The organism is Micromonospora sp. SCSIO 07396, assembly GCF_053667945.1.
This window is the reverse complement of the sequence record NZ_CM132210.1, coordinates 4,856,620-4,880,741: the sequence shown is the minus strand read 5'-3', so window position 1 is coordinate 4,880,741 and position 24,122 is coordinate 4,856,620. Positions and strand designations below refer to the sequence as shown.

At 73.7% G+C, this 24,122-nt stretch carries 22 protein-coding genes, 3 tRNA genes and 1 pseudogene; 18 read left to right on the top strand and 8 right to left on the bottom strand.

Features of this window, described 5'->3' with window-relative positions; genetic code table 11:
- Positions 1-20: 20 nt before the first annotated feature.
- The 4 genes from ACWCHM_RS20940 to ACWCHM_RS20925 all read left to right on the top strand — a co-directional run bounded on the left by ACWCHM_RS20940 (position 21) and on the right by ACWCHM_RS20925 (position 3,169).
- On the top strand, positions 21-884 hold the full coding sequence (locus ACWCHM_RS20940) for a S1C family serine protease (RefSeq protein ID WP_204956804.1): 864 nt from the start codon (positions 21-23) through the stop codon (positions 882-884).
- A 107-nt stretch (positions 885-991) separates the two neighbouring features.
- Positions 992-1,417 carry an alternative ribosome rescue aminoacyl-tRNA hydrolase ArfB gene (gene arfB, locus ACWCHM_RS20935; RefSeq protein WP_088641642.1) on the top strand — a complete coding sequence of 142 codons (426 nt, stop codon included), beginning with the start codon at positions 992-994 and terminating at the stop codon, positions 1,415-1,417.
- Between the two features lie 110 nt (positions 1,418-1,527).
- A complete protein-coding gene (locus ACWCHM_RS20930; RefSeq protein WP_281899912.1) occupies positions 1,528-1,926 on the top strand; it encodes a DUF4180 domain-containing protein in 399 nt (132 codons plus the stop codon).
- Positions 1,927-2,014: 88 nt separating this feature from the next.
- Positions 2,015-3,169, top strand: coding sequence for a cellulose binding domain-containing protein (locus tag ACWCHM_RS20925; RefSeq protein WP_454219457.1), 1,155 nt, complete (start codon positions 2,015-2,017; stop codon positions 3,167-3,169).
- Between the two features lie 42 nt (positions 3,170-3,211).
- Here ACWCHM_RS20925 and ACWCHM_RS20920 read toward each other — a convergent pair whose 3' ends face one another.
- Positions 3,212-4,096: a 3-methyladenine DNA glycosylase gene (locus ACWCHM_RS20920; protein WP_454219455.1), complete on the bottom strand. Its 885-nt coding sequence runs from the start codon at positions 4,094-4,096 to the stop codon at positions 3,212-3,214.
- A gap of 33 nt (positions 4,097-4,129) precedes the next feature.
- A complete protein-coding gene (locus ACWCHM_RS20915; RefSeq protein ID WP_454219453.1) occupies positions 4,130-5,707 on the bottom strand; it encodes a hypothetical protein in 1,578 nt (525 codons plus the stop codon).
- A gap of 153 nt (positions 5,708-5,860) precedes the next feature.
- Here ACWCHM_RS20915 and ACWCHM_RS20910 point away from each other — a divergent pair, with 153 nt between their 5' ends.
- The 4 genes from ACWCHM_RS20910 (at position 5,861) to ACWCHM_RS20895 (ending at position 7,612) form a co-directional block, all read left to right on the top strand.
- The gene (locus ACWCHM_RS20910) at positions 5,861-6,664 is read left to right on the top strand and encodes a fumarylacetoacetate hydrolase family protein (RefSeq protein ID WP_204956810.1); all 804 of its coding nucleotides are present in this window, start codon (positions 5,861-5,863) and stop codon (positions 6,662-6,664) included.
- Between the two features lie 107 nt (positions 6,665-6,771).
- Positions 6,772-6,843: transfer RNA gene (locus ACWCHM_RS20905), tRNA-Gln, on the top strand.
- A gap of 139 nt (positions 6,844-6,982) precedes the next feature.
- Positions 6,983-7,055 (top strand) — tRNA-Glu (locus ACWCHM_RS20900).
- A 481-nt stretch (positions 7,056-7,536) separates the two neighbouring features.
- Positions 7,537-7,612: transfer RNA gene (locus tag ACWCHM_RS20895), tRNA-Glu, on the top strand.
- Between the two features lie 328 nt (positions 7,613-7,940).
- Here the strand turns inward: ACWCHM_RS20895 and ACWCHM_RS20890 are convergent.
- On the bottom strand, positions 7,941-8,627 hold the full coding sequence (locus tag ACWCHM_RS20890; protein WP_088646078.1) for an IclR family transcriptional regulator: 687 nt from the start codon (positions 8,625-8,627) through the stop codon (positions 7,941-7,943).
- Between the two features lie 49 nt (positions 8,628-8,676).
- Between ACWCHM_RS20890 and leuC the strand changes: the two genes are divergently transcribed.
- From leuC to ACWCHM_RS20875, 3 genes are all read left to right on the top strand, one after another.
- Complete coding sequence (leuC, locus tag ACWCHM_RS20885) at positions 8,677-10,119, top strand: 3-isopropylmalate dehydratase large subunit (protein WP_454219450.1); 1,443 nt, start codon at positions 8,677-8,679, stop codon at positions 10,117-10,119.
- A 15-nt stretch (positions 10,120-10,134) separates the two neighbouring features.
- Complete coding sequence (leuD, locus tag ACWCHM_RS20880) at positions 10,135-10,722, top strand: 3-isopropylmalate dehydratase small subunit (protein ID WP_204956812.1); 588 nt, start codon at positions 10,135-10,137, stop codon at positions 10,720-10,722.
- Between the two features lie 172 nt (positions 10,723-10,894).
- A complete protein-coding gene (locus ACWCHM_RS20875; protein ID WP_281903191.1) occupies positions 10,895-11,626 on the top strand; it encodes an HU family DNA-binding protein in 732 nt (243 codons plus the stop codon).
- A 132-nt stretch (positions 11,627-11,758) separates the two neighbouring features.
- Here the strand turns inward: ACWCHM_RS20875 and ACWCHM_RS20870 are convergent, their stop codons facing one another.
- From ACWCHM_RS20870 to cofC, 3 genes and pseudogenes are all read right to left on the bottom strand, one after another.
- Positions 11,759-12,643, bottom strand: a complete 885-nt coding sequence (locus ACWCHM_RS20870; RefSeq protein ID WP_454219449.1) for an NUDIX hydrolase — start codon at positions 12,641-12,643, stop codon at positions 11,759-11,761.
- Between the two features lie 61 nt (positions 12,644-12,704).
- Positions 12,705-14,864, bottom strand: coding sequence for an RNA degradosome polyphosphate kinase (locus tag ACWCHM_RS20865; RefSeq protein WP_239484816.1), 2,160 nt, complete (start codon positions 14,862-14,864; stop codon positions 12,705-12,707).
- 459 nt (positions 14,865-15,323) lie between these two features.
- Positions 15,324-15,977, bottom strand: a pseudogene (cofC, locus tag ACWCHM_RS20860) (2-phospho-L-lactate guanylyltransferase); the annotation flags it as partial.
- A gap of 128 nt (positions 15,978-16,105) precedes the next feature.
- Between cofC and ACWCHM_RS20855 the strand changes: the two are divergent.
- The 5 genes from ACWCHM_RS20855 (at position 16,106) to ACWCHM_RS20835 (ending at position 21,207) form a co-directional block, all read left to right on the top strand.
- Positions 16,106-16,831 carry a lysophospholipid acyltransferase family protein gene (locus ACWCHM_RS20855; protein ID WP_204956816.1) on the top strand — a complete coding sequence of 242 codons (726 nt, stop codon included), beginning with the start codon at positions 16,106-16,108 and terminating at the stop codon, positions 16,829-16,831.
- Positions 16,832-16,871: 40 nt separating this feature from the next.
- A complete protein-coding gene (locus tag ACWCHM_RS20850; protein WP_145918311.1) occupies positions 16,872-17,879 on the top strand; it encodes an NAD(P)H-dependent glycerol-3-phosphate dehydrogenase in 1,008 nt (335 codons plus the stop codon).
- The gene (locus tag ACWCHM_RS20845; RefSeq protein WP_454219447.1) at positions 17,876-19,030 is read left to right on the top strand and encodes a cystathionine gamma-lyase; all 1,155 of its coding nucleotides are present in this window, start codon (positions 17,876-17,878) and stop codon (positions 19,028-19,030) included. Before ACWCHM_RS20850 ends, ACWCHM_RS20845 begins: the two co-directional genes overlap by 4 nt.
- A gap of 157 nt (positions 19,031-19,187) precedes the next feature.
- Positions 19,188-19,979: a putative protein N(5)-glutamine methyltransferase gene (locus ACWCHM_RS20840; protein ID WP_454219445.1), complete on the top strand. Its 792-nt coding sequence runs from the start codon at positions 19,188-19,190 to the stop codon at positions 19,977-19,979.
- Positions 19,980-20,166: 187 nt separating this feature from the next.
- A complete protein-coding gene (locus ACWCHM_RS20835; RefSeq protein WP_454219444.1) occupies positions 20,167-21,207 on the top strand; it encodes an ROK family protein in 1,041 nt (346 codons plus the stop codon).
- 86 nt (positions 21,208-21,293) lie between these two features.
- On the opposite strand, the gene ACWCHM_RS20830 is transcribed toward ACWCHM_RS20835, so the two are convergent.
- Both ACWCHM_RS20830 and ACWCHM_RS20825 read right to left on the bottom strand, forming a co-directional pair.
- Complete coding sequence (locus tag ACWCHM_RS20830; protein WP_145918315.1) at positions 21,294-21,494, bottom strand: DUF397 domain-containing protein; 201 nt, start codon at positions 21,492-21,494, stop codon at positions 21,294-21,296.
- 7 nt (positions 21,495-21,501) lie between these two features.
- The gene (locus ACWCHM_RS20825; protein ID WP_204956820.1) at positions 21,502-22,347 is read right to left on the bottom strand and encodes a helix-turn-helix domain-containing protein; all 846 of its coding nucleotides are present in this window, start codon (positions 22,345-22,347) and stop codon (positions 21,502-21,504) included.
- Between the two features lie 252 nt (positions 22,348-22,599).
- Between ACWCHM_RS20825 and ACWCHM_RS20820 the strand changes: the two genes are divergently transcribed.
- Both ACWCHM_RS20820 and ACWCHM_RS20815 read left to right on the top strand, forming a co-directional pair.
- Positions 22,600-22,830 carry a hypothetical protein gene (locus ACWCHM_RS20820; protein WP_454223126.1) on the top strand — a complete coding sequence of 77 codons (231 nt, stop codon included), beginning with the start codon at positions 22,600-22,602 and terminating at the stop codon, positions 22,828-22,830.
- Between the two features lie 150 nt (positions 22,831-22,980).
- Positions 22,981-24,075 (top strand): D-alanine--D-alanine ligase family protein, encoded by a 1,095-nt coding sequence (locus ACWCHM_RS20815; protein WP_281899893.1) that lies wholly within the window; start codon positions 22,981-22,983, stop codon positions 24,073-24,075.
- Positions 24,076-24,122: the final 47 nt, after the last annotated feature.

The following is a 24,122-nucleotide window of genomic DNA, read 5'->3' as shown; positions in this document are numbered from 1 at the left end:
CAACAGTGAGGAGCGGACGTATGGCAGTACAGACCGGTCTGGGGGAACCCCGGGGTCCCTGGTTCCTCTCACCCGACCTGGGGCCGGACGGCCGGCACCGGTGGGACGTACCCGATCCGGGGGAGGACCCGTCCCGGCGGCGCTGGCGTGGCCGGTTGTGGACCGCCGTGGCGGTGGTCGCCCTGTCCACCGTCTCCGGGGCGGCGGCCGGCGGTTGGGTGGCCGGCCAGGGCGGGGCGGGTCCGACGGCGGCCTCCGCCGCCCCGGTGCCGGCGGAACTGGTCACCGCCGCCCAGAAGACCGTTCCCGGGGTGGTGTCCGTGCTGGTCGGCGGCGGTGCCAACGGGCAGTCGGCGACCGGCTCCGGCTTCGCCATCGACAACGAACAGCACATCGTCACCAACGACCACATCCTGGCCAAGGGGGGTGGTGGCGCGGTGACCGTGGAGATGCCCGACGGCCGCCGGTACGCCGCCGAGGTGGTGGGCCGGGAACCCGGCAGCGACCTGGCCGTGCTGAAGGTGCCGTCGGCCGCCGGGTTGGCCCCGCTGCCGCTGGCCAAGCCCCGGTCCACCCGGGTCGGCGAACCGGTGCTCGCGGTCGGCTCGCCGCTCGGCCTGGCCGGCACGGTGACCGCCGGGATCGTCAGCGCCCTCAACCGGCAGGTACGGCTGGGCACCAACCGGCGCAGCGCGGTGCAGACCGACGCGTCGATCAACCCGGGTAACTCCGGCGGCCCGCTGGTCAACGCCCGGGGCGAGGTGGTCGGGGTGAACACGGCGATCGCCACCATCGACGGCAGCGGCTCGATCGGCATCGGCTTCGCCATCCCCATCGACCAGGTGCAGCAGACCGCCGACACCATCATCGGCAAGGGCGGCTGAGCCCGGAGGACCCGGGCCGGGCCGCCGTGCCCACCGGCGCGGCGGCCGGTGCAGGTGGCGCTGACCGCCCACCGGCGGCCGGCGAGCGGGGGCGCTAACCTCGCCGGATGGACGACGGACTACGGGTGACCGACCGGTGGACCGTGCCCGCCGCCGAGCTGCGGGAACGGTTCTCGCGTTCGTCCGGGCCGGGTGGGCAGGGGGTCAACACCACCGACTCCCGGGTCGAGCTGAGCTTCGACGTGGCCGGCACCACCAGCCTGCCCCCGGCGCTGCGCGAGCGGGTACGGGAACGCCTCGCCGGCCGGCTCGTCGACGGGGTGCTCACCATCGCCGCCAGCGAGCACCGCGCGCAACTGGCCAACCGGGAGGCGGCCCGGGAACGGCTGGTCGCCCTGCTGCGCGAGGCCGTCGCCCCGCCCCCGCCGCCCCGGCGGCCCACCCGCCCCTCCCGGGGTGCCAAGGAACGCCGGCTGGCCGACAAGAAGCGCCAGTCCCAGCGCAAACGGGACCGTCGTGCCGACGGCGACTGACCGCCGCCCGCACCGGTCGGGTCCCGGCGGCGGCACCGTCGACGCGGTGCGGTGCGCCGGTGACGGAAAACCCGGGCCGGGGCGGGCCGGCGCTGCCTAGGCTGGCGGGCATGTCCACCGACACCCTGGTCACCCTCGCCGGCGTCACCGCGCTCGCCGGTGCCCCCGACGGGCCGAGGATCTGCGGCGGCGACGACGCCACCGACGTGATCGGCGCGGCGCTGGGTCACGGGGTCGACCTGGTGGTGCTTCCGGTACGCCGGCTCGCCGTCGAATTCTTCACGCTGCGTACCGGGGTGGCGGGCGCGGTGGTGCAGAAGTTCGTCAACTACCGGCTGCGGCTGGCCGTGGTCGGAGACATCTCGGGGCACGTCGGGCGGAGCACCGCCCTGCGCGACTTCGTCGTCGAGGCCAACCGGGGCGGCCAGCTCTGGTTCGTCGACACCATGGCCGAGCTGGAGGAACGGCTGCGTGTCGAAGCGCTTCGCCAGGATGCGGGAGGGCGTTGAGCCGGGGCGGCCGGTCTGGTGGGATGTCCGTGGGAGCAACCGGGCCGTCACCGACCGCACGTCGTCACGTGACAGGAGTCCCCTCACCATGCTCCGAAGGCCGTTCCTCTCCGCTCTGCTCGCCGCGTTCGCGGCAGTTCCGCTCACCCTGCTCGTCGGGTTGGTCGCCACCCCGGCGGCCCACCCTGCCGCCGCCATCCCCGTCCGTGTGATGCCGCTCGGTGACTCGATCACCGGCTCGCCCGGCTGCTGGCGGTCCCTGCTGTGGAACCGTCTCCAGTCCACCGGCCACACCGACGTCGACTTCGTCGGCACCCTCGGCCCGCAGGGCTGCGGGCAGCCGTACGACGGGGACAACGAGGGCCACGGCGGCTACCTGGTGACGAACGTCGCCAACCAGAACCTGCTGCCCGGCTGGCTCGCCGCGACCCACCCCGACGTCGTGCTCATGCACTTCGGCACCAACGACGTGTGGAGCAACATCGCCCCGGCCACCATCCTCGCCGCGTACTCGAAGCTGGTGGATCAGATGCGGGCCAGCAACCCGGCGATGCGGATCATCGTCGCGAAGATCATCCCGATGGCCCCGTCGAGCTGCGCCGAGTGCGGGCAGCGGGCGGTGGCCCTGAACGCCACGATCGACGGCTGGGCGGCGGGGAAGACCACCGCCGCGTCGCCGATCGTCGTGGTCGACCAGTGGACCGGGTTCAGCACCACCACCGACACCTACGACGGGGTGCACCCCAACGCGGCAGGCGACCAGAAGATGTCCGACCGGTGGTACCCGGCGCTGGTGGCCGCCCTCGGCGGGGTCACCCCGAGCACCACCCCGACCGGCTCGCCCACCCCGACCGGCCCGCCGAGCCCGACGGTCAGCCCCACGGTCCCGCCCACCGGGTCACCCACTGTCGACCCGCCGACCACCTCGCCGCCGGCCGGGGTGGCCTGCACCGCCAGCTACCGGATCACCAACCAGTGGCAGGGCGGGCACCAGGGCGAGGTGACCGTCCGCAGCACCGGCACCGCACGGACCACCGGCTGGCGGGTCACCTTCACCCTGCCCGCCGGACAGCAGATCACCCAGACCTGGAACGCCGAGCTGACCCAGACCGGCAGCGCGGTCACCGCCCGCAACGTGAACTGGAACGGGGCGCTCGCCCCGGCCGCCGAGGCCACCTTCGGGTTCCTCGGCACCCACACCGGCACCGCCACCGCCCCCACGGCGACCTGCACCGCCAGTTGACCCGCCCGGGGGTCCGGGCCCCGGCCCGGACCCCCGCCCGGGTCAGCCGGCAGCCGACATGGCGTGGTCGAGGGCGGTGAGCAGGCGGGCGCGCAGCACGGCGGCCCGCTCGGCGAAGCCGCGCTGCGCCGCCGCGTACTCGGCCCGGCCCTCGGCGGTCTCCACCCGCACCGGCGGGTAGCCGAGGGCGGCCAGGTCGTAGGGGCTGGCCCGCATGTCCAGCGTCCGGATCTGCCGGGCCAGCGCGAAACAATCCGCCACCAGCTCCGCGGCGACCAGCGGGGAGAGCTTGTACGCCCACTTGTAGAGATCCATGTTGGCGTGCAGGCAACCCGGCTGCTCCAACGCGTGCTGGGACTCCCGGGTCGGTTGGAGCACGTTCAGCGGTCGGGCCGGCGTGGTGAAGAACCGGAACGCGTCGAAGTGGCTGCACCGTACGCCCCGCTCGCGGACCACGGCGGCGGTGTCGTCCGGGCTGAGCCGCAGCGGCCAGGCGTTGTGCCGGACCTCCTCCTGGGTCTGCCGGTAGACCATCGCCCACTCGTGCATCCCGAAGCAGCCCAGGTGCGCCGGTCGGCCGGCGGTCGCGGCCAGCAACGCTCTGATCCAGCCGATCGAGTCGGCGCGGCGTCCGCGTACCGCCTCGGTGTCGAGGGTGACCCCGGCGGGGCCGGCGCGGTAGTCCTGGCCGAACTCGGCCGGGTCCGCGCCGCGCAGCAGTACCCCCGCGCCCGGATGCCAACGGCGCAACTGCGCCGGGCGGTAGGAGTAGTAGGTGAAGAGGAAGTCCTCCACCGGGTGCCGGCCGCCGGTGCGGCGGCGGGCCAGGTGCGGGTCCAGCCAGGTGGCCACCCGCGCCGCGTGGGCCGCCCGCCGGGCCTGCCAGTCGGCCGCGTCGAGGGCGGTGGGGGCGAGGGCGGCGGTCACACCCCTGAGGGTACGACCGCCGCCCGCCCCCGGTCAGGGCACGTCCACCCGGACCCCGGCGGAGAACACCCCGCTGCGCAACTCCAACTGCTTCGGCTTCTGCGCGCCGTGCACGGTGAAGACCAGCGGCAACACCACCCTGCTGCCCGCCGAGACGGGCTGGGCGAAGACGTCGCGTCCCAGGTTCGCCAGCCGGGTGGCGTCCTCGTCGGTGCTCACCCAGCTGCCACCCGGCAGGTACGCGCGCTGGAGCTGACCGTGCCAGCTCTGCTGCTCCGGGGTGAGGTTGCGCACCCCGACCGTGGCCTGGCACTGCTGGCTGGCCACCCGCGCGGTGGCGCAGGCCACCCGGTAGACGGTGAACTCGAACGCCTTCTCCCGCAGCGGGGTGCCCACCGGACCGGTCATCGTGGTGCCCGTCCACGCCCCGGCAGTCGGCTGCTTGGTGGTGTCGATGGCGGCGACCTCGCGGGTGGCCGTCCAGGCGGCGGCGAAGACCACCCCGGCCAGCACCGTCGCGGCCACCCCCACCACCAGCCACACCGACGGGCTGCGGCGTCGCCTCACCTGTCCGGGTACGGCGGGGCGCGGGTACACCGTCCCGCCGCCCGGGGCCGCCGGGCCGCCCGCGTACGGCGGGGTGCCGGCCGCCACCGGCGCGGTGCCGGTCGGCTCGATCCCGCCCGCCCGTCGCCGGGCCCGCCGCCACCACCAGAGCGCGCCGGCCAGCAGCGCCAGCACCACCAGGGCCGCGCCGAGCAGGATCGGCGGTTGCCGCCAGGTCGGCGTCGCGGGCACCATCGCCTCCGGGGTCGCCCCGCTGTGCCAGGTGGCCGTCGCGCAGTCGTACGGCTGGTCGCCGTCACCGGTGTACGCGCAGGCCGGCGCGGTGAGCGCCTGGCCCGGCGCGGCGGCGGCCAGGGCGGTGTCCAGGGTCCGGGTCGCCCCGGCCGGTAGGACGAGCCGCCAGGTGACCTCCCCGCCCGCGCCGGCCCCGCCCGGCCGGGTGACCAGGCCACCCGCGCTGACCGCGGTGGTCGAGGTGCCGGCCGGCAGCTCCTGCCGGACCATGGTCTGCACCGTCGAGCCGCCCGTGTTGCGCACCATGATCCGGTAACCCGGCACCGTGGTCGCGACGGGTGCCACGGCCACCGTGACCTGGGGTGCCGGCCGGGGCGCGCCCGGGTTGCCGGCGGTGGTCATCCCGGGGGCGGGCGCGGTCGGGGTGACCGGCACGACCGCGCCGCTGGCCGCCACGCCGGGTGCGGCCCGCGCCGGCCGGGGAGACGGCGTCTCCCGGGCGGCGAGGCGGGCCGGTACGGCGGGGCGGGCGATGGCCGTCGGCCGGGCCCGGGTGACCGGTTCCGCCGGTGCCGGACCCTGTCCTGCCGGTGCCGGACCCTGTGTCGGGCCCTGTTCCGCCGGGCCGGTGGGTGCCGCCGCCGGTGCCCGACCCGCTTGCGGGCCGGTCGACGTGGTGGCCGCCACCGGGGTGGCCGCCGGCGCGCGGGGCGCGGGGTCCGCGCCGGGCAGCGCCGGCACGGCGGCGAGAATGCCCAGGCAGTTCACGAAAACCGCGAGGGCCCTGTGGTGTCGTCTCGATGCAGGCATACCAACGAACCTCCGGAGCCGACGTTAGGAGCGCGCACCCTCCGGGCGGGTACGAAGCGCCGAACCCCGCCCGCCGCGCCGACCGATGGCCTACGCTGCGCCGACGTCCCGGTGGTCGACGGGCGACGCCGGGGGTGGGGATAGATTGGCCTGGTGCGTATCGCTCGTTTCGCTCATGCCAAGGGAATGTCGTTCGGGGTCGTCGAGGGCGAGCCGGAGGCCGGGCCGCAGGGCCTGACCGTCGCCGAGATCGAGGGCCATCCGTTCGGGCAGATCCAGTTCTCCGGCGCCCGGTGGGCGCTCTCCGACGTGCGGCTGCTGTCGCCGATCCTGCCCAGCAAGGTGGTCTGTGTGGGGCGTAACTACGCCGAGCACGCCGCCGAGCACGGCAACGAGGTGCCGAAGGAGCCGTTGCTCTTCCTCAAGCCGTCCACCTCGGTGATCGGTCCCCGGGACGCGATCCGGCTGCCGATCTTCTCCAAGCAGGTGGAACACGAGGCCGAGCTGGCCGTGGTGATCGGCGCGCCGGGGGCCCGCCGGGTCGACCGGGCCACCGCGGCGAAGGCCATCTTCGGCTACACCTGCGCCAACGACGTCACCGCGCGGGACCTCCAGCGTTCCGACTCGCAGTGGACCCGGGCCAAGGGCTTCGACTCGTTCTGCCCCATCGGCCCCTGGATCACCACCGGGCTCGACGTCTCCGACCTTGAGGTGCGCTGCGAGGTGGGGCGCGACCCGGACGAGATGGAGGTACGTCAGCTCGGCCGGACCAAGGACATGGTCTTCGACGTGCCGGCGCTGGTGTCGTACATCTCGCACGTGATGACGCTGCTGCCCGGGGACGTGGTGCTGACTGGCACCCCGGCCGGGGTTAGTCCGCTCACGGACGGGGATACGGTCACCGTACGGATCGAGGGGATCGGCGAGCTCACCAACTCGGTGGTGCCGGTCGCCTGACCCGTACGACACCCCTGTTTCCGCAGCTCAAGGGCGGTTTGGGGGATTGGATTTGGCCTGTTGGCGCGGGGAGGGTAAAGTTCCTTCCCGGCGCCACAAGGGGCCAATGGGGTATGGGGTAATTGGCAGCCCAACTGATTCTGGTTCAGTTAGTCTAGGTTCGAGTCCTGGTACCCCAGCGCAACCGCGGGTTCACCCGAATACGCGGACGCTGGATTCTGACGGCGATCGCTCCGTCCCGTTCGTCGGGGCGAAGTTGATCTCTGATAGAGTGCAGCTTCCCCGCCCGGCAGGGCAGGGAAGCACTAGCTATGTTCTGGCCCCGTCGTCTAGTGGCCCAGGACGCCGCCCTCTCAAGGCGGTAGCGCCGGTTCGAATCCGGTCGGGGCTACAACGCTGACAGCCCGTCCCACGTTCGCCTGGGACGGGCTTCTTCGCGTCCCGGGCAGTCCCGGCCTTGCGCGTGCCCGGCCGGCCCGATCGGCCGTCCCCGGCTCGTGCGCCCAGCCCCGCTCGTTCGGCCCGCTCGGCTTGTGCGGATCCGCTCGTGCGCCCGGCCCCGCTCGTGCGCCCGGCCCCGCTCGTGCGGCCCCGCTCGTGCGCCCGGCCCCGCTCGTGCGGCCCGGCTCGTGCGCCCGGCCCGGCTTGTGCGGCCCGGCTCGTGCGCCCGGCCCCGCTCGTGCGGGGCTGGGCGTGCGGCGGAGCCCGCTCGGGTGGTGATGTCGCGCTGTCCCGGCCGCTGGACACCCCTGTTTCGCCACCCGGGCACCGACCTCGCCGGGATGCCGACCCCCGTCTCGGGGGCCGGGTGCCGGTGCCGTTAGACTAATGCCGCACCGCCCCACGGGGTGGTGAAGCAGGAAAAAGTGCCTGGCCCCGTCGTCTAGTGGCCCAGGACGCCGCCCTCTCAAGGCGGTAGCGCCGGTTCGAATCCGGTCGGGGCTACCACACGATCGGCCCGTCTCGCCCCGCGAGGCGGGCCGATAGCCGTTTCCCCTCGCTTCCAGCCTTCCCCCGCGCCGCCCGCCCCGCCGGTCACACCGCCCCCGCCCCCGGTCTCACCTGCGCCCCCGCCGCTCTCGCCTCGGTGATCAAGAGGTTTGCGTCACGTGATCAAGAGGTTTGCGTCACTTTGATCTCTAAACATGACGCAAACTTCTTGATCACCGAGGCAGGGCGAGGCGAGGCAGGGCGCGGCAGGCGAGGCGAGGCGGGGCGGGGGAGGCGGGGCAGGGCGGGGTGGGCGGGGTGGGCGGGGTGGAGAGGGGGTGGGTGGTTAGAGGCCGGAGAGGCGTTGGCCGGCGCGGACGACGGCCATGGCGTGGCGTTCGCCGGGGCGGCGGCCGAGGCGTTCGATCGGGCCGGAGATGCTGATCGAGGCGATCACCCGGCCGGTGCGGTCCCGGATGGGGGCGGAGACGCTCGCCACACCGGCCTCCCGTTCGGCGACGCTCTGCGCCCAGCCCCGGCGGCGTACCTCGGCGAGGGTGCGGCCGGTGAACTTGGACCGGGGCAGCAGCGGCATGACCGCCTCGGGCGGCTCCCAGGCGAGCAGGATCTGCGCGGCGGAGCCGGCCGTCATGGGCAGCACCGAGCCGACCGGCACGGTGTCCCGCAGGCCGCTGGCCCGTTCGGCGGCGGCCACGCAGACCCGTTCGTCGGCCCGGCGCAGGTAGAGTTGGGCGCTCTCCCCGGTGGCGTCGCGCAGCGCGGCCAGGAGTGGCTCGGCGGCGGTCAGCAGGACGTCCGGTGCGGCGTTGGCCAGCTCGCCGAGCCGGGGCCCGGGGCGCCATCGCCCCTGGGTGTCCCGGACCAGCATCCGGTGGATCTCCAGGGCCTGGGCCAGCCGGTGTGCGGTGGCTCGGGGCAGCTTGGTGCGTTCAACGAGTTCGGCCAGGCTGGCGCCGTCGACACAGGCGGCCAGGATGACCACCGCCTTGTCGAGCACGCCGACACCGCTCATACTGTGTCCCACAAGCCGAAATTTACCTCCCAGAATTTAGGATGTCCAGATGGTGGGAGTCACTCAACCGAGGACCCTGGCCGAGAAGGTCTGGGACGCGCACGTCGTACGGACCGCCGAGGGTGAGCCGGACCTGCTCTACATCGACCTGCACCTGCTGCACGAGGTGACCAGCCCGCAGGCGTTCGACGGGCTGCGCCAGGCCGGCCGGCGGGTCCGCCGCCCCGATCTCACGCTCGCGACCGAGGATCACAACACCCCGACCGGGTACGACGATCCCGCGTTCCGGCTGCGCCGGGGCGACCTGCTGACGATCGCGGACCCGACCTCGCGTACCCAGATCGAGACGTTGCGCCGCAACTGCGCCGAGTTCGGCCTGCGGCTGCACCCCCTGGGCGACGAGAACCAGGGCATCGTGCACGTGATCGGCCCCCAGCTGGGCGTCACCCAGCCCGGCATGACGATCGTCTGTGGCGACTCGCACACCGCCACCCACGGCGCGTTCGGTGCGCTGGCCTTCGGCATCGGCACCAGTGAGGTCGAACACGTCCTGGCCACCCAGACCCTGCCGCAGGCCCGTCCGAAGACCATGGCGGTCAACGTCACCGGTCAGCTCGGCCCCGGCGTCACCGCCAAGGACCTGGTCCTCGCGCTGATCGCGCAGGTGGGCACGGGCGGCGGACGCGGCCACATCGTGGAGTACCGGGGCGAGGCGATCCGGGCGCTGTCGATGGAGGGCCGGATGACGGTGGCGAACATGTCCATCGAGTGGGGCGCCAAGGCGGGCCTGATCGCGCCGGACGAGACCACCTTCGCGTACCTCAAGGGCCGGCCGCACGCGCCGACCGGGGCGGACTGGGACGCGGCGCTGGCCCACTGGCGGACGCTGCCCACCGACGAGGATGCGACCTTCGACGCCGAGGTGACCCTGGACGCGAGCCGGATCACCCCGTTCGTCACCTGGGGCACCAACCCTGGTCAGGGCGCTCCGCTCGGCGCGGCCGTGCCGGACCCGGAGGAGTTCACCACCGACGCCGAGCGGACCGCCGCGCGCCGGGCCCTGGAGTACATGGACCTCACCCCGGGCACCCCGCTGCGCGACCTCGCCGTCGACGTGGTGTTCGTCGGTTCCTGCACCAACGGCCGGCTGGAGGACCTGCGGGCCGCCGCCGACGTGCTGCGCGGCCACCGGGTCGCCGACGGGGTACGGATGCTGGTGGTGCCCGGCTCCGCCGCCGTGCGGGAGGCCGCCGAGGCGGAGGGCCTGGACAAGGTCTTCGCCGACGCCGGAGCGGAGTGGCGGTTCGCCGGCTGCTCGATGTGCCTGGGCATGAACCCGGACACCCTGAAGCCGGGCGAGCGTTCGGCCTCGACCTCCAACCGCAACTTCGAGGGCCGGCAGGGCCGGGGCGGGCGTACCCACCTGGTGTCGCCGCCGGTCGCCGCCGCCACCGCCGTGACCGGCCGGCTCGCCGCCCCGGCCGATCTGTAGAAGGGCAGCCGAGAGATGGACAAGTTCACCACCCACACCGGCACCGCAGCACCGCTGCGCCGTTCCAATGTGGATACCGATCAGATCATCCCGGCCGTGTACCTCAAGCGGGTGACCCGTACCGGCTTCGCCGACGGGCTCTTCCGGGCCTGGCGCGACGATCCCGCATTCGTGCTCAACAACCCGGCGTATTCCGGGGCCACCATCCTCGTGGCGGGGCCCGAGTTCGGCACCGGGTCGTCCCGGGAGCACGCTGTGTGGGCGCTGCGCGACGGGGGTTTCCAGGCGGTCATCTCGCCCCGGTTCGGCGACATCTTCCGGGGCAACGCACTCAAGGAAGGGCTCCTCCCGGTCGAATTGGAACTGGCCGCGGTCGAGCAGATCTGGGACCTGGTGGAGGCCGATCCGACCACTGCGGTGACGGTCGACCTGACCACCCGTGAGGTCCGGGTCGGGGATTCCACCTGGTCGTTCCCGCTCGACGACCACAGCCGCTGGCGGCTGATGGAGGGCCTCGACGACATTGGACTCACCCTGCGGCACGTCGCCGACATTGAGGCGTACGAGGCCGGCCGACCGTCGTTCACCCCCGCCGTGGTCTAGCCGTACGCCGGGCCACGGCACCGTTTTCGCCCCCACCGGTTCATCCGGTGGGGGCGAATCCGTTACGACACAAGGGCTTTTTTCCACCGAATGTTTGTGTCCAGGCAGCACAGGGCATACGGTGCGCGCAGAATGGCTCGCGTCGAGTCAGTTGCACAATCGGGAGGAAGTCGTGAACAAGGCCGAGCTCATCGAGGCACTCGCCGCTCGCCTGGGGGACCGCAAGTCGGCGACGGCGGCGCTCGACGCGGTCCTCGCCGAGGTCCAGGCGGCGGTCACCAAGGGCGACAAAGTGGCGATCACCGGTTTCGGATCGTTCGAAAAGCGTGTCCGGGCGGCGCGAACAGCGCGCAACCCGCGTACCGGTGAGGCGGTGAAGGTCAAGAAGACATCCGTTCCGGCCTTCAAGCCGGGCGCCGGTTTCAAGGAGATGGTGGCCACCGGCAAGGTGCCGAAGACCGCCGCTCCGGCGAAGAAGACCACCACCACGGCGGCCGCCAAGGCCACCGGCACGAAGGCGACCGCCGCCAAGGCGACCGGCACCAAGGCCACGGGCGCGAAGGCGACCACGGCCAAGGCGACCACGGCCAAGAAGACGACCGCGGCCAGCAAGGCGACCGGAACCAAGGCCACCGCGGCCAAGAAGACGACCGCGGCCAGCAAGGCCACCGGTGCCGCCAAGACCACCGCGGCGAAGGCCACCAAGGCCGCCACCGCGACCAAGGCGGCCACGAAGAAGGCCGCTCCGGCGAAGAAGACCGCCACGGCGACCAAGTCGGCTCCCGCCCGGAGCGCGGCGGCCAAGAAGACGACCGCGGCCAAGAGCACCACCGCCAAGGCCACCACCGCGAAGGCCACCACCGCGAAGAAGGCGCCGGCGAAGCGGACCGCCGCCAAGCGCTGATTTCCCGGTACGACGCGACGGGCGCCCACCGCCATGGTGGGCGCCCGTTTCCGGTATCCAGCCCCGGTCGGCTCGCGAGTGTTCAGAGCCGGTCGGCTCGTGAGTGTTCAGCCCCGGTCGGCTCGTGAGTGTTCAGAGCCGGTCGGCGGCGAGCAGCCCGTCGGGGGTGAAGGCGAGCAGCCAGCCGCCACCCTTGGCGGTGCCGAAGTCGTCGTCGCGCCCCGCCAGCCGGGCCAACGCGCCCGGGATCACCTTGCCCTGGCTGCACACCCCGACCGGCTGCCCGGTGGCGGCCAGCTCGACCAGCCGGCCGGCGGCGGCCAACGCGCACTCGTCGACCTGCTGGCCCGGCTGCGGCTCGTCGAAGTCGCCGCACACCTCGATCGGCAGGTCCAGCAGGGCGGCTGCCGGATCCAGCGTCTGCACGCAGCGTCGGGGCGAGGCCGACAGCAGCCGTACCGGCCGGACCAGGGCGACCAGCGGGGCCAGCGCCCGCGCCTGGGCGACCCCCTCGGCGTCCAACGGGCGGCCGGTGTCCGGCCCCGACCAGGTGGCCCGCCTGCCGGCATGCGCGTGCCGCACCAGCGCCACCGTGCCGGTGACCGCCGGCAGGGCGGCGAACGCGGCCAGTACCTGCGCGTCGTGCGGGTAGCTCACCCGGTCGACTGCCGCGTCGACGTCGAGCCAGCACACGTCGTCGACCTCGGTGCCCGGCTGGAACCCGCCGGTGCCCACGGCCCGCATCGACCAGTAGTCGACAAGCTTCGGCCGGCCCTCACTGCGGTACCGCACGGTGGGCAGGCGGACCTGTGGCACCGCGCGTACGTCGGACTCCTCGGCCACCTCACGGACGGCGGCCAGCAGCGGATGCTCGCCCCGTTCCAGCTTGCCCTTGGGCAGCGACCAGTCGCCGTAGCGGGGCCGGTGCACCAGGCAGACCTCGACCCCGCCGCCGTCGGCCGGTCGCCACGCCACCCCACCGGCGGCCCGGATACCGACCGGTTCCTCGTCCACCATCCGATCACCCTACGTCCGTGGAATACCGCGTACCTGTCGCCCGCCGCGAGCACCTGGTGGATCAGCCGGCGGAACTGCCCACCCGGCGCAGCAGCAGCTCCTGCAGGTCGTGCAGCGGTTCCTCGGCGGTGCCGGTCCGCCGGGTCCAGCTGCCGTCGGCGGCGAGCTCGAACGCGTCCACGTCCGGGCTCATCGCGGTGGTCATCACCTGGTCCAGCTCGGCGCGGGCGACCGGGTCGCTGACCTGCACCAGCGCCTCCACCCGGCGGTCGAGGTTGCGGTGCATCAGGTCGGCCGACCCCATCCAGAACTCGGCGTCGCCGTTGTTGCCGAACCGGAAGATCCGCGAGTGTTCCAGGAACCGGCCGAGGATCGAGCGGACCCGGATGTTCTCCGACAGCCCCGGCACCCCGGGCCGCAGCGTGCACATGCCCCGGATCAGCAGGTCCACGTGGACGCCGGCCTGCGACGCCCGGTAGAGCGCGTCGGTGATCTCCTCGTCGACCAGCGAGTTCACCTTGAACTGCACCAGCCCCGGCATGCCCAGCCGGACGTGCGCGATCTCCCGCTCGATCCGCTCCACCAGCCCGCTGCGGATGCCCTGCGGGGCCACCAGCAGCCGCCGGTACGCGGTCTGCCGGCTGTAGCCGGTGAGCACGTTGAACAGGTCGGTCAGGTCCGCGCCGATCTCCGGGTCGGCGGTGAGCACGCCGAAGTCCTCGTACAGCCGGGCGGTCTTGGGGTGGTAGTTGCCGGTGCCGATGTGGCAGTACCGGCGGATCTGGTTGCCCTCCTGGCGTACCACCAGGGCGGTCTTGCAGTGTGTCTTGAGCCCGACCAGGCCGTAGACGACGTGGCAGCCGGCCCGTTCCAGGGTGCGCGCCCAGCCGATGTTGGCCACCTCGTCGAAGCGGGCCTTGAGCTCCACCAGCACCACCACCTGCTTGCCGGCGGCGGCGGCGTCGACCAGCGCGTCGACGATCGGGGAGTCCCCGCTGGTGCGGTAGAGGGTCTGCTTGATGGCCAGCACGTTCGGATCGGCGGCGGCCTGCTCGACGAACCGTTGCACGCTTGTCGCGAACGAGTGGTACGGGTGGTGCACCAGCACGTCGCCGTCGCGCAGGGTGGCGAAGACGCTGCGCGGCACCTCGCCTTCGGTCAGCCGGGGGTGGGTGGCCGGCACGAACGGCTTGTCCTTGAGGTCGGGGCGGTCCGCCTCGCCGTAGAGCTGCCACAGCGCCGACAGGTCCAGCAGGCCGGGGACCCGCAGCACGTCGTGGTCGTCCATGTCCAGCTCACGGACGAGCAGCTCCAGCATGTGGTCGGAGATGGAGGCAGCCACCTCCAGCCGGACCGGGGGGCCGAAGCGCCGCCGGGCCAGCTCCCGCTCCAGGGCCTGGAGCAGGTCCTCGTCGCGGTCCTCGTCGACCTCCACCTCGGCGTTGCGGGTGACCCGGAACAGGTGGCACTCGACCACCTGCATGCCGGAGAAGAGCTGCCCCAGGTGCACCGAGATGAGGTCCTCCACGGGCAGCATCCGCAGCCCCGGCTGGTCCCGGCCGACCCGGACGAAGCGCGGCACGTTGTTGGGGACCTTGACCCGGGCGAACAGCTCCGACCCGCCGTCGGGGTCCCGCACCGCCACGGCCAGGTTCAGCGAGCGGCCGGAGATGTACGGGAACGGGTGCGCCGGGTCCACCGCGAGCGGGGTGAGCACCGGGAAGATGTGTTCCCGGAAGTAGGTGCGCAGCCGCTCCCGCTCCGGGTCGTCCAGCTCGGCCCAGCGGATGATGCGGATGTCCTCCCGGGCGAGCTGCGGCAGCAGGTCGTCGACGAAGCAGGCGGCCTGCCGGGCGACCAGCCCGGCGGCGCACTCGGTGATCCGCTCCAGCTGGGTGCGCAGCGGCAGCCGGTCCCCGCCGCGTACCGGCAGGCCGGCGGAGAGCCGCCGTTTGAGCCCGGCCACCCGCACCATGTAGAACTCGTCGAGGTTGCTGGCGAAGATGGCCAGGAACTTGGCCCGTTCCAGCAGCGGCGTGCGCGGGTCCTCGGCCAGGGCCAGCACCCGGCCGTTGAAGTCGAGCCAGGACAGCTCCCGGTTGAGGAACCGGTCCGCCGGTAGCGGTGTGACGGCGGGCGGCCCGTCGGTCGCTGTCTCCTCGCCGCCGGCCGGCCTCTCGGCGGTGGCCGGGCGGTCGTCGGCGTCGAGCACCTCGTCCAGCCCGGCGGAGGCCCCGGCGGCGCTGGCACCGGGGGAGTCGGGGGCGGTGGCGGAGACCTCCTCCGGGGCGCGGCGGGTCCGGGAACCGGTGCGACGGCGGGTGCCGTTGCGGGCGGGGTCGGCGGCGGTGGACGGGCTGGTGGGGTGCTCGCGAGGGGTGCTCACCCGCTCATAATCACCCGATTACGGTTAACGCAAAATGAACTTGGGCTTGGTTGTTCAGACCATCGTCGGCAACGTCACCCGGACGACCGCGCCGTCCGGATCGGTGTGCACCGTCAACCGTTGGCCGAGGCGCAGCAGCCGCAGCCCGGAGGCGTCGAAGGCGCGGGCCGGGAAGGGCAGTTCGGTGCCGTCGTCGAGGAGCAGCACGCCGGTGCGGCTCTGCGCGTCGAAGGTCGCCACGGTGCCCTGCATGCCAGCACCGTACACCTGACCGTCGGTGCGCGGCCCCCGGCCGGTGCGGCCGGGGGCCGCCGGGACGACGCCGGTCAGCGCGGCGGTCGCCGGGCCGAGACCGAGCCGGGCCGCGTCGGCCAGGTCCGCGGCGGTGTCCACGTCGCGGCGCAGGCTCGGCCAGACGCCGGGCAGCGGGACCGCCCCGGAGGCCAGGTGCGCCGCCGCCGAGCCGGCCCCGAACCGGGGCGCAAGCGGCACCCCGGGGGGTGTGGTGAGCAGCACGGTGCCGGTGCCGGGGGCGTCGGCCACGAACCGGCGTACCCCCGTCGGGCCGATGCCGGCCGCGTGCAGCGCGGCGGCCAGTTCGGCCGGGCGCAGCGCCGGCAGGTCGGCGGTGAGGGCGGCCAGCCAGCTCCGGCCGTCGTCGGCCGCCGCCTGCACGCCGTGCCGTAGGGCGGCGTTCAACCCGGCGTCCGGATGGTCCGGCACCACCCGCGCGCCCGCCGCGCCGACCGTCGCCGCCACCTGCGGGTCGGCGGTGACCACCAGCACCTCGGCCACCGCCGGGCAGGCCAGCGCCGCGCCGACCGTGTCGGCCACCAGCGCCAGCGCCAGCTCCTCGTGCGGTACGGCCGGCAGCGCCCCCCGCAGCCGGCTCTTCGCCGCGCGGAGCCGCTTCACCGGCACCACCACCACCCACCTCGCCTGGCCCACGTCGACAATCCTGCCAGCGGCGGCGGCGGTACCCGCACTGGCCGTACCCGGGACGAGCAGGCATGATTTCCGCTGCGGGCACGCAACGGTGGGGGTGCGGCACGCGGGTGGGGTGACGAGGAGGCACGGTGGCGCGGCGCAGGCTGGGTTTCTGGCGACGGTTCGCCGTGGCGCTGGTCAAGCCCGTGATGCTGGCCTGGACCCGGCGCACCTGGCACGGTGTCGAGCAGCTGCGCCGCCCCGGGGGCGTCATCATCGTGCCCAACCACATCTCGCACGCCGACCCGCTGGTCTGCGCCCACTTCATCTACGACGCCGGCCGGTGGCCGCAGTTCCTCGGCAAGGCCAGCGTGTTCCGGGTGCCTCTGGTCGGCTACATCCTGCACCGTTGCCGGCAGATCCCGGTGGAACGGGAGACCGCCACCGCGGTCAAGTCGCTGGACCGGCTGGTCGCCGCGCTGGACGCCGGAGGCGCGGTGGTGATCTATCCGGAGGGCACCATCACCCGGGAGCCACAGCTGTGGCCGATGAAGGGCAAGACCGGGGCGGCCCGGCTGGCCCTGGCCACCGGCGCGCCGGTGGTCCCGGTGGTGATGTGGGGTCCGGAACGTCTCTTCGACCCGCGTACCAGCCGGGTGGGGCTGCGTCCCCGGACCCCGGTGACGGTGGTGGCCGGTCCGCCGGTCGACCTGGACCGGTGGGCGGGGGCCACCCCGAGCCGGATGGTGCTGGAGGAGATGACCGACCAGATCATGCTGACCCTGCGGGACCTGCTCGCCGGGGTCCGGGGCGGCACACCACCGCCGCTGTGGGAACGTCCCGTCCGTACGCGTACTCCCGAGGGGACCGAATGAGCGAGTGGATCGACCGGCGCGACGCAGGGGCAGGGGTGGCGTGAGCGGGCACGTGGCGGTGCTGGGGGCCGGTTCGTGGGGGACGGCGTTCGCCAAGATCCTCGCCGACGCCGGTCGGGAGGTGACCATCCTCGCCCGGCGCGAACAGGTCGCCGAGGCGATCCGCGTCCACCGGCGTAACCCCGACTACCTGCCGGAGCTGCGGCTGCCCGACCGGGTCACCGCGACCGGCGACGCGGCCAAGGCGATCTCCGGCGCGGAACTGGTGGTGCTGTCGGTGCCGTCGCAGACGCTGCGCGGCAACCTCGCCGAGTGGGCCGGCCACCTCGCCCCGGACGCCACCCTCGTCTCCCTGATGAAGGGGATCGAGCTGGGCACCACCAGGCGGATGAGCGAGGTGATCGTGGAGACGGCCCGGGTCACCCCGGACCGGGTGGTGGTGGTCTCCGGCCCCAACCTGGCCCCCGAGATCGCCGTCGAACAGCCGGCCGCGACGGTGGTCGCCGGCACCGACGCCCGCCGCGCCGAACTGGTGCAGCAGTCGATCCGCACCCCGTACTTCCGGCCGTACACCAACGACGACGTGATCGGCTGCGAGCTGGGCGGAGCAGTCAAGAACGTGATCGCCCTGTCATACGGGATCGCCACCGCGATGGGCTTCGGCGACAACACCCGGGCCATGCTGATGACCCGGGGGCTGGCCGAGACCGCCCGGCTCGGGGTGGCGCTGGGCGCCGACCCGATCACCTTTGCCGGCCTGGCCGGGATGGGTGACCTGGTGGCCTCCTGCTCGTCGCCGCTGGCCCGTAACCGCACCTTCGGCGAGCACCTGGGCCGGGGGGAGACGCTGGAGCAGGCACAGGCGGCCACCCGGCAGACCGCCGAGGGCGTGAAGAGCTGCCTGGCCATCCGGGACCTGGCCCGCGCGCACGGGGTGGAGATGCCGATCACCGAACAGATCGAGCGGATCTGCCACGAGGGGATGGACCCGAGACTCGCGGTGGACGCCCTGATGAGCCGGACCGCCAAGCCGGAGTCGTACGAGTGAGCGGCGGACCCGTCGACCCGGCGACGCCCTGGCACGACGGCACCCGGTGCGTGCACGCCGGGCTGCCCGCGCCGGAGCCGGGGCAGCCGTTCCTGCCCGGCCCGGTCTTCGCCGCGCCCTACCACCTCGACCCGTGGCAGGGGCCGGCCGCGACCCCGAACGGCTACGGCCGCCCGGACAATCCGACCCGACGGCTGCTGGAGGCGGCCATCGGCGAGTTGGAGGGCGGCGAATGCCGGGTCTTCGCCTCCGGTCAGGCCGCCATCACCGGGCTGCTGCTGGCCGTGCTGCGCCCCGGTGACACCGTGTTGCTGCCCGCCGACGGGTACTTCCCGGTCCGGGCGTTCGCCACCGCCACCCTCGCCGCCCTGGGGGTGCGGGTCGGGTTCGTGCCCACCGCCGGGCCGTACCCGTCGTTCGACGACGTACGGCTGGTGCTGCTGGAGACCCCGGCGAACCCGGGCCTGGACGTGGCCGACATCGCCGCGGTGGCCGACGTGGCGCACGCGGCAGGCGCGTTGGTGGCGGTGGACAACACCACCGCCACCCCGCTCGGGCAGCGCCCGTTGGACCTCGGCGCGGACCTGGTGGTCGCCTCCGGCACCAAGGCGTTGACCGGCCACTCCGATCTGCTGCTCGGCTACGTGGCCGCCCGGTCGACCGAGCTGCTGGAGACGGTGACCGGGTGGCGCACCACCACCGGCGCGGTGCCCGGGGCGTTCGACGCCTGGCTGGCCCACCGCTCGCTGGCCACCCTGGACCTGCGGCTGGCCCGGCAGTCCGCCAACGCGGCGGCCCTGGTCGAACTGCTCGCCGCCCGGCCCGACGTGACCGGGCTGCGCTGGCCGGGCCGCCCGGAGGATCCGGCGTACCCGGTGGCATCGCGGCAGCTGCGCCGGATGCCGGGGGTGCTCTCGTTCGACCTCGGTGACGCCGACCGGGTGGCCCGGTTCGTCGCCGCGTCCCGGCTGGTCGCCGCCGCGACCTCGTTCGGTGGCCTGCACACCAGCGCCGACCGGCGGGCGCAGTGGGGCGACGACACCGCCCCCGGGTTCGTCCGGCTCTCCTGCGGGGTGGAGGACACCGCCGACCTGGTCGCCGACGTGACCGCCGCACTGGACGACGCGGGGGCGGCCGGTCCGCTATCGTGATCCCGGCCCGCACGGGCCCCGACCGGAGGAGGTGAGTCCGATCCATCAGACGTCAGGACCGGCGCTCCCCGTCGAGTCCCGTCGCCGCGGCAACGGATCCCCGTCGCCGCGCTAGCGACGGTGGGAGCGCCGACGTGCGCTCCCGAAAGGCATCACCATGGCATCCGATCCGTTCCCCCACGACCCCGCCGCTCTCGTCGCCCGGCTGCGCGCCGCCGGCTGCGTCTACGCCGAGGACGAGGCCGCGCTGCTCACCGCCGCCGTCGACTCGCCGCAGGCGCTCGCCGCCCTCACCGACCGGCGGATCGCCGGTGAACCGTTGGAACACCTGCTCGGCTGGGCCGAGTTCTGCGGCCGGCGGGTCGCCGTCGACCCGGGGGTGTTCGTCCCCCGGGCCCGGACCGCGCTGCTGGTGGAGGCCGCCGCGTCGGTCGCCGGGCCGGCCCCGGCGCTGGTCGACCTCTGCTGCGGGTCGGGGGCGATCAGCGTCGCGCTGGTCGACCGGCTCGCCCCGCGCTGGCTCGCCGCTGTCGACGTGGACCCGGCCGCCGTCGCCTGCGCCCGCCGCAACCTGGCCGGCCGGGACGTCACCGTCGTGCAGGGCGACCTGTACGACCCGCTGCCGGCGCACTGGCGGGGCCGGCTGGACGTGGTGGTCGCCAACGCCCCGTACGTGCCGACCCCGGCGGTGGCGCTGCTGCCGCCGGAGGCCCGGCTGCACGAGGCGTCGGTGGCGTTGGACGGCGGCGTCGACGGGCTGGCCGTGCTGCGCCGGGTCGCCGCCGGTGCGGTCGACTGGCTGCGGCCCGGCGGTCACCTGGTGGTGGAGGTCAGCGCCGGGCAGGCCGAGGCGCTCAGTGCCGCGATGACCGACCTGGGGCTGCTGCCGACGGTCCTGCACGCCGACCGGTGGGACGCGACAGGCGTCCTGGCCCGCCGCCCGGAGTGAGCGCCGCGCCGGCCGGCCGCGTGCCGTCTGCGCCGGTCGACGCCGCCGTCCGCGCCGGTCCCGTGCCATACGCGCGGGGCCGGTCGCCCCGGTGTGGGCGGTCGGTCGGTGGGCTGGCCGCACGTGGGGCGTGACGGGCGCCGGGAACGGGAACTAACCTCGCATCAGGCCCGGTCGGAGGTGGCGGATGGTCAGCGTGGACGTGCCGGTGGTGGTCGGCCTCGACAACGGTGGCACCAGCAACAACGCCACGGTGCTCCGCCTGGACGGCCGGTTCCTGGTCGACGGCTTGGTGGAGACCCCCAGCAGGGTGACCGCCGGCCCGCAGGCGGCCATCGAGGCGCTGGCCGACGCGTTCGACGGGGTGCTGGCGCACGCAGGTGTCTCCCCCGGCCAGGTCCGGGCGGTGGGGCTGGACACTCCCGGCCCGGCCAGCGCGACAGGCGTCATCTCGTCGCGGGGCTCGACGAACTTCGCCCAGCCCGCCTGGCACGGCTTCGACGTGCGCGGCGCGCTGGAGCGGCGGCTCGGACTGCCGGTGATCTATCACAACGACGGCAACGCCGCCGCGCTCTACGCCCACCACGTCCATTTCGGAGCCGACGCGGCGGCCCGGTCGTCGGTGGCGGCGATCGTCGGCACCGGCCTCGGCGGCGCGGTGGTGGTCGACGGGCGGGTGGTCACCGGGGCCGCCGGCATGGCCGGCGAGTTCGGTCACGTGCACATCCCGCTGGCCGGACTGCTCGCCCCCGACCAGCCCGAACCGCGCTGCGCCTGTGGGTTCGCCGGGGACGCGGAGAGCGTCGCCTCGCTGACCGCGATCCGGCGCAACCTGCTGCCGTACTGGCTGTCGCGGTATCCGGGGCATCCGCTGGCGCAGGAGCCGCCGGATCGGGCCGCCACCCTGCTGCGTGGGTACGCCGAGCGGGGCGACGCGCTGGCCCGGGAGGTCTTCGCCCAGCAGGCGACGGCGCTCGGCCGGCTGTTCACCATCGCGGCCAACTTCACCGATCCGCACGCGTACTTCGTCGGTGGCGGGGTGGTGGAGGCGGCACCGGAGTTCCGGGACTGGTTCCTCGACACCGTCCGCGCACACACCGTGCTGCGGGAGGAGCAGGCCGCGCTGGCGACGTTCGCGCTGGTGCCGGACCGGGACATGGCCGGCGCGCGCGGGGTTGCCATCGCCGCCGCCGAGGCGGTCCGGTCCGCCGCGACCCGGCCCGGCTGACCCGCCGAAGGGCCGGCCCCACCCGCCGACGCGCCCGGCCCCGCCCCGCACCCTGTCATGACGGGTGCGGGGCGGGGCCGGGGTGTTCAGCGGCGCGGTGGGGCGGTGGCGAAGGCGGACCAGGCGGCGGGCGGGAAGAGCAGCACCGGCCCGCCCGGGTCCTTGGAGTCGCGGACCGCGACCCGGCCCGGCAGCGACGCCAGCTCGACGCAGGCCCCCTCGTCCCCGCTGTGGCTGCTCTTGCGCCAGGCGGCCCCGGACAGGGCCCCGCCGATCGTCGGTGTCATCGGTCTCCTACCGTCCCTTCATCAGTTGCACGAGTTGGTCGCGGCTGTCGGCCGGGCTGAGCGCGACGGTCCGCAGGTGTTCCATGATCTTGGTGCAGGTACGCAGGTCACCCGGCCGGTCCAGGACCATCTGACCGGCGACCGTCTCCACCGAGGCGATCAGCGGGTCCTCCGGGTCGGCGAACTCCAGGATGTGCAGCGAGCCCCGGGTGCCCCGGTGGTAGCCGGCGGCGAGCGGGATCACCTGGACGGTGACGTTCGGCAGCTCCGAGGTCTTGAGCAGGTGGCTGAGCTGTGCGTGCATCACCGTCCGGTCGCCCACCGGACGCAGCAGAGCGCCCTCGTCGATGATCGCGTCGAAGATCGGCGGTTCGGCGGAGGTGATCCGCTGTTGCCGGTCCAGCCGGAGTTTGACCCGCTGTTCGACCTGTTCGTCGGTGAGGGTGTGCGGCCCGCCCCGCATCACGCCCCGGATGTAGTCGGCGGTCTGGAGCAGCCCCGGGACGATGGACGGTTCGAAGTTGGCGATCGCGGTGGCCTCGGCCTCCAGCGCGATGAAGTCGATGGTGCGTTTGTCGAGCAGGTGTGAGTAGGGCACCCACCAGCCGGGCTTGCGGGTGTCCTTGGCCAGCTGGACCGCGGCGGCGATCTCGTCGGGCCGGACCCCGTAGAGGCTGAGCAGCGCGCGGACGGTGGCCGGGCTGACCAGCGTCTGCGCGTTCTCGTAGCGGCTGAGCGTGCTGCGGGTGCTGTTGATCTCGTCGGCGGCGGCCTCCAGGGTGAGGCCGGCCGCTTCCCGGTGGGCGCGCAGGGCGATGCCCAGGCGGCGAGCCCGGGCGGTCTTCGGTGCCATACGTCGATGGTGACACAGGTCTATGGGAAGACGTGCATGAGAGAAGGTCGATGAGAGTTGCATTCACGCCTGTCCACCTGTCACTCTGTAACGGAGTCCTCACCAGCGGTTGTCGTGGCGACGGCGATGGTGAGTGACCGGAGGGGATGAGGCGCGTGGCGATCGGGTTTACTCCCCCGTTCCCGATCGCCACGTGCCGCCGCCGCATGCGTCGAGAAAGGACTTCCAACAGTGAGGGGTCTGGTGACGGCGATGACGCGGTTCCTGGTGGTGCTCAGCGACGTCCGGCCGGTGGAGACACCCACCCGCGACGAGCGGGCCCGGCCCGAGCGTCGGCGGCAGGTGGTCGGCACCAGCAGCCGGGAGGCCGCCGACCGGATAGCCGGGGCGTTCATGGCCCTCGGCATGGTCCGGGCCGGGCGGCAGCGGGTGAAGGTGATCGCGGTCGGACGGGGGCGCGGCAACGGCCTCCACCGGCCCTGATCGTGACGTAACGTATCGGGTCGGATGACCGTTTGCGAGGGTCGCTCGCTTCCTGCCGGGTATCACCATCGGCGCCCCGCAACCCACAGTAAGGTCAGTCGGGTGAGCGCAACTGACGGCTCCGCAGTCGCGTACCGAGAGGTGACCCGAGTGACCACCCCAGGCAAGACCCGCGTGGCGATCGTCTTCGGCGGACGCAGCCCCGAGCACGGCATCTCCTGCGTCAGCGCGGGCAGCGTGCTCGGCGCGCTCGACCCCGACGAGTACGACGTGGTGCCGGTCGGCATCACCCGGCAGGGCCAGTGGGTGCTGACCAGCGGGGACCCGGGCGAGCTGGCGATCCGGGCGCGCAAGCTCCCGGAGGTCACCGCCGGGGCCGGGGCCGAGGTGGTGCTCCGCGCCGACCCGACCGCCGGTGGCCTGCTGGTGCTCGACCCGACCGAGGGCCCCCGCGCGCTCGCCGACGTGGACGTGGTCTTCCCGGTGCTGCACGGCGCGTACGGCGAGGACGGCACCATCCAGGGCATGCTGGAGATGGCCGACATCCCGTACGTCGGGGCGAACGTCTTCGCCTCCGCCGCCGCGATGGACAAGGAGTTCACCAAGAAGCTCTGCGCCGCCGAGGGCATCCCGGTCGGTCCGTACGCGGTGCTGCGCAACGGAATGACCCTCAGTGAAGCCGACAGGCAGCGGCTGGGCCTGCCGGTCTTCGTCAAGCCGTCCCGGGCCGGCTCGTCGTTCGGCATCACCCGGGTCGACGACTGGGCGCAGCTCGACGCGGCCGTCGCCACCGCCCGTGAGATCGACACCAAGGTGCTGGTCGAGGCCGCGGTCGTCGGCCGGGAGATCGAGTGCGGCGTGCTGGAGGGCGAGGCCGGCGGTGCGCCCGAGGCGTCCGTGCTGGCCGAGGTCCGGATGGTCGGCGACCGCGAATGGTACGACTTCGAGGCCAAGTACCTCTTCGCCGACGAGGTCTGCGAGTACGACGTCCCCGCCGGCCTGCCCGACCGGGTCACCCGCCAGGTCCAGGAGTACGCCACCCGCGCCTTCACCGCACTGGACTGCGCCGGCCTGGCCCGGGTCGACTTCTTCGTCACCCCCGACCTGGACGTCTACCTCAACGAGATCAACACGATGCCCGGGTTCACCCCGACGTCGATGTTCCCCCGGATGTGGGCGGCCAGCGGCCTGGAGTACCCCAAGCTGGTCAACCGGCTGATCCGCACGGCCCTGCACCGGCACTGACCAGCGCGCCGGCCGTCCCGCTGCCTCGGCGGCACTCGCCCGGTGTC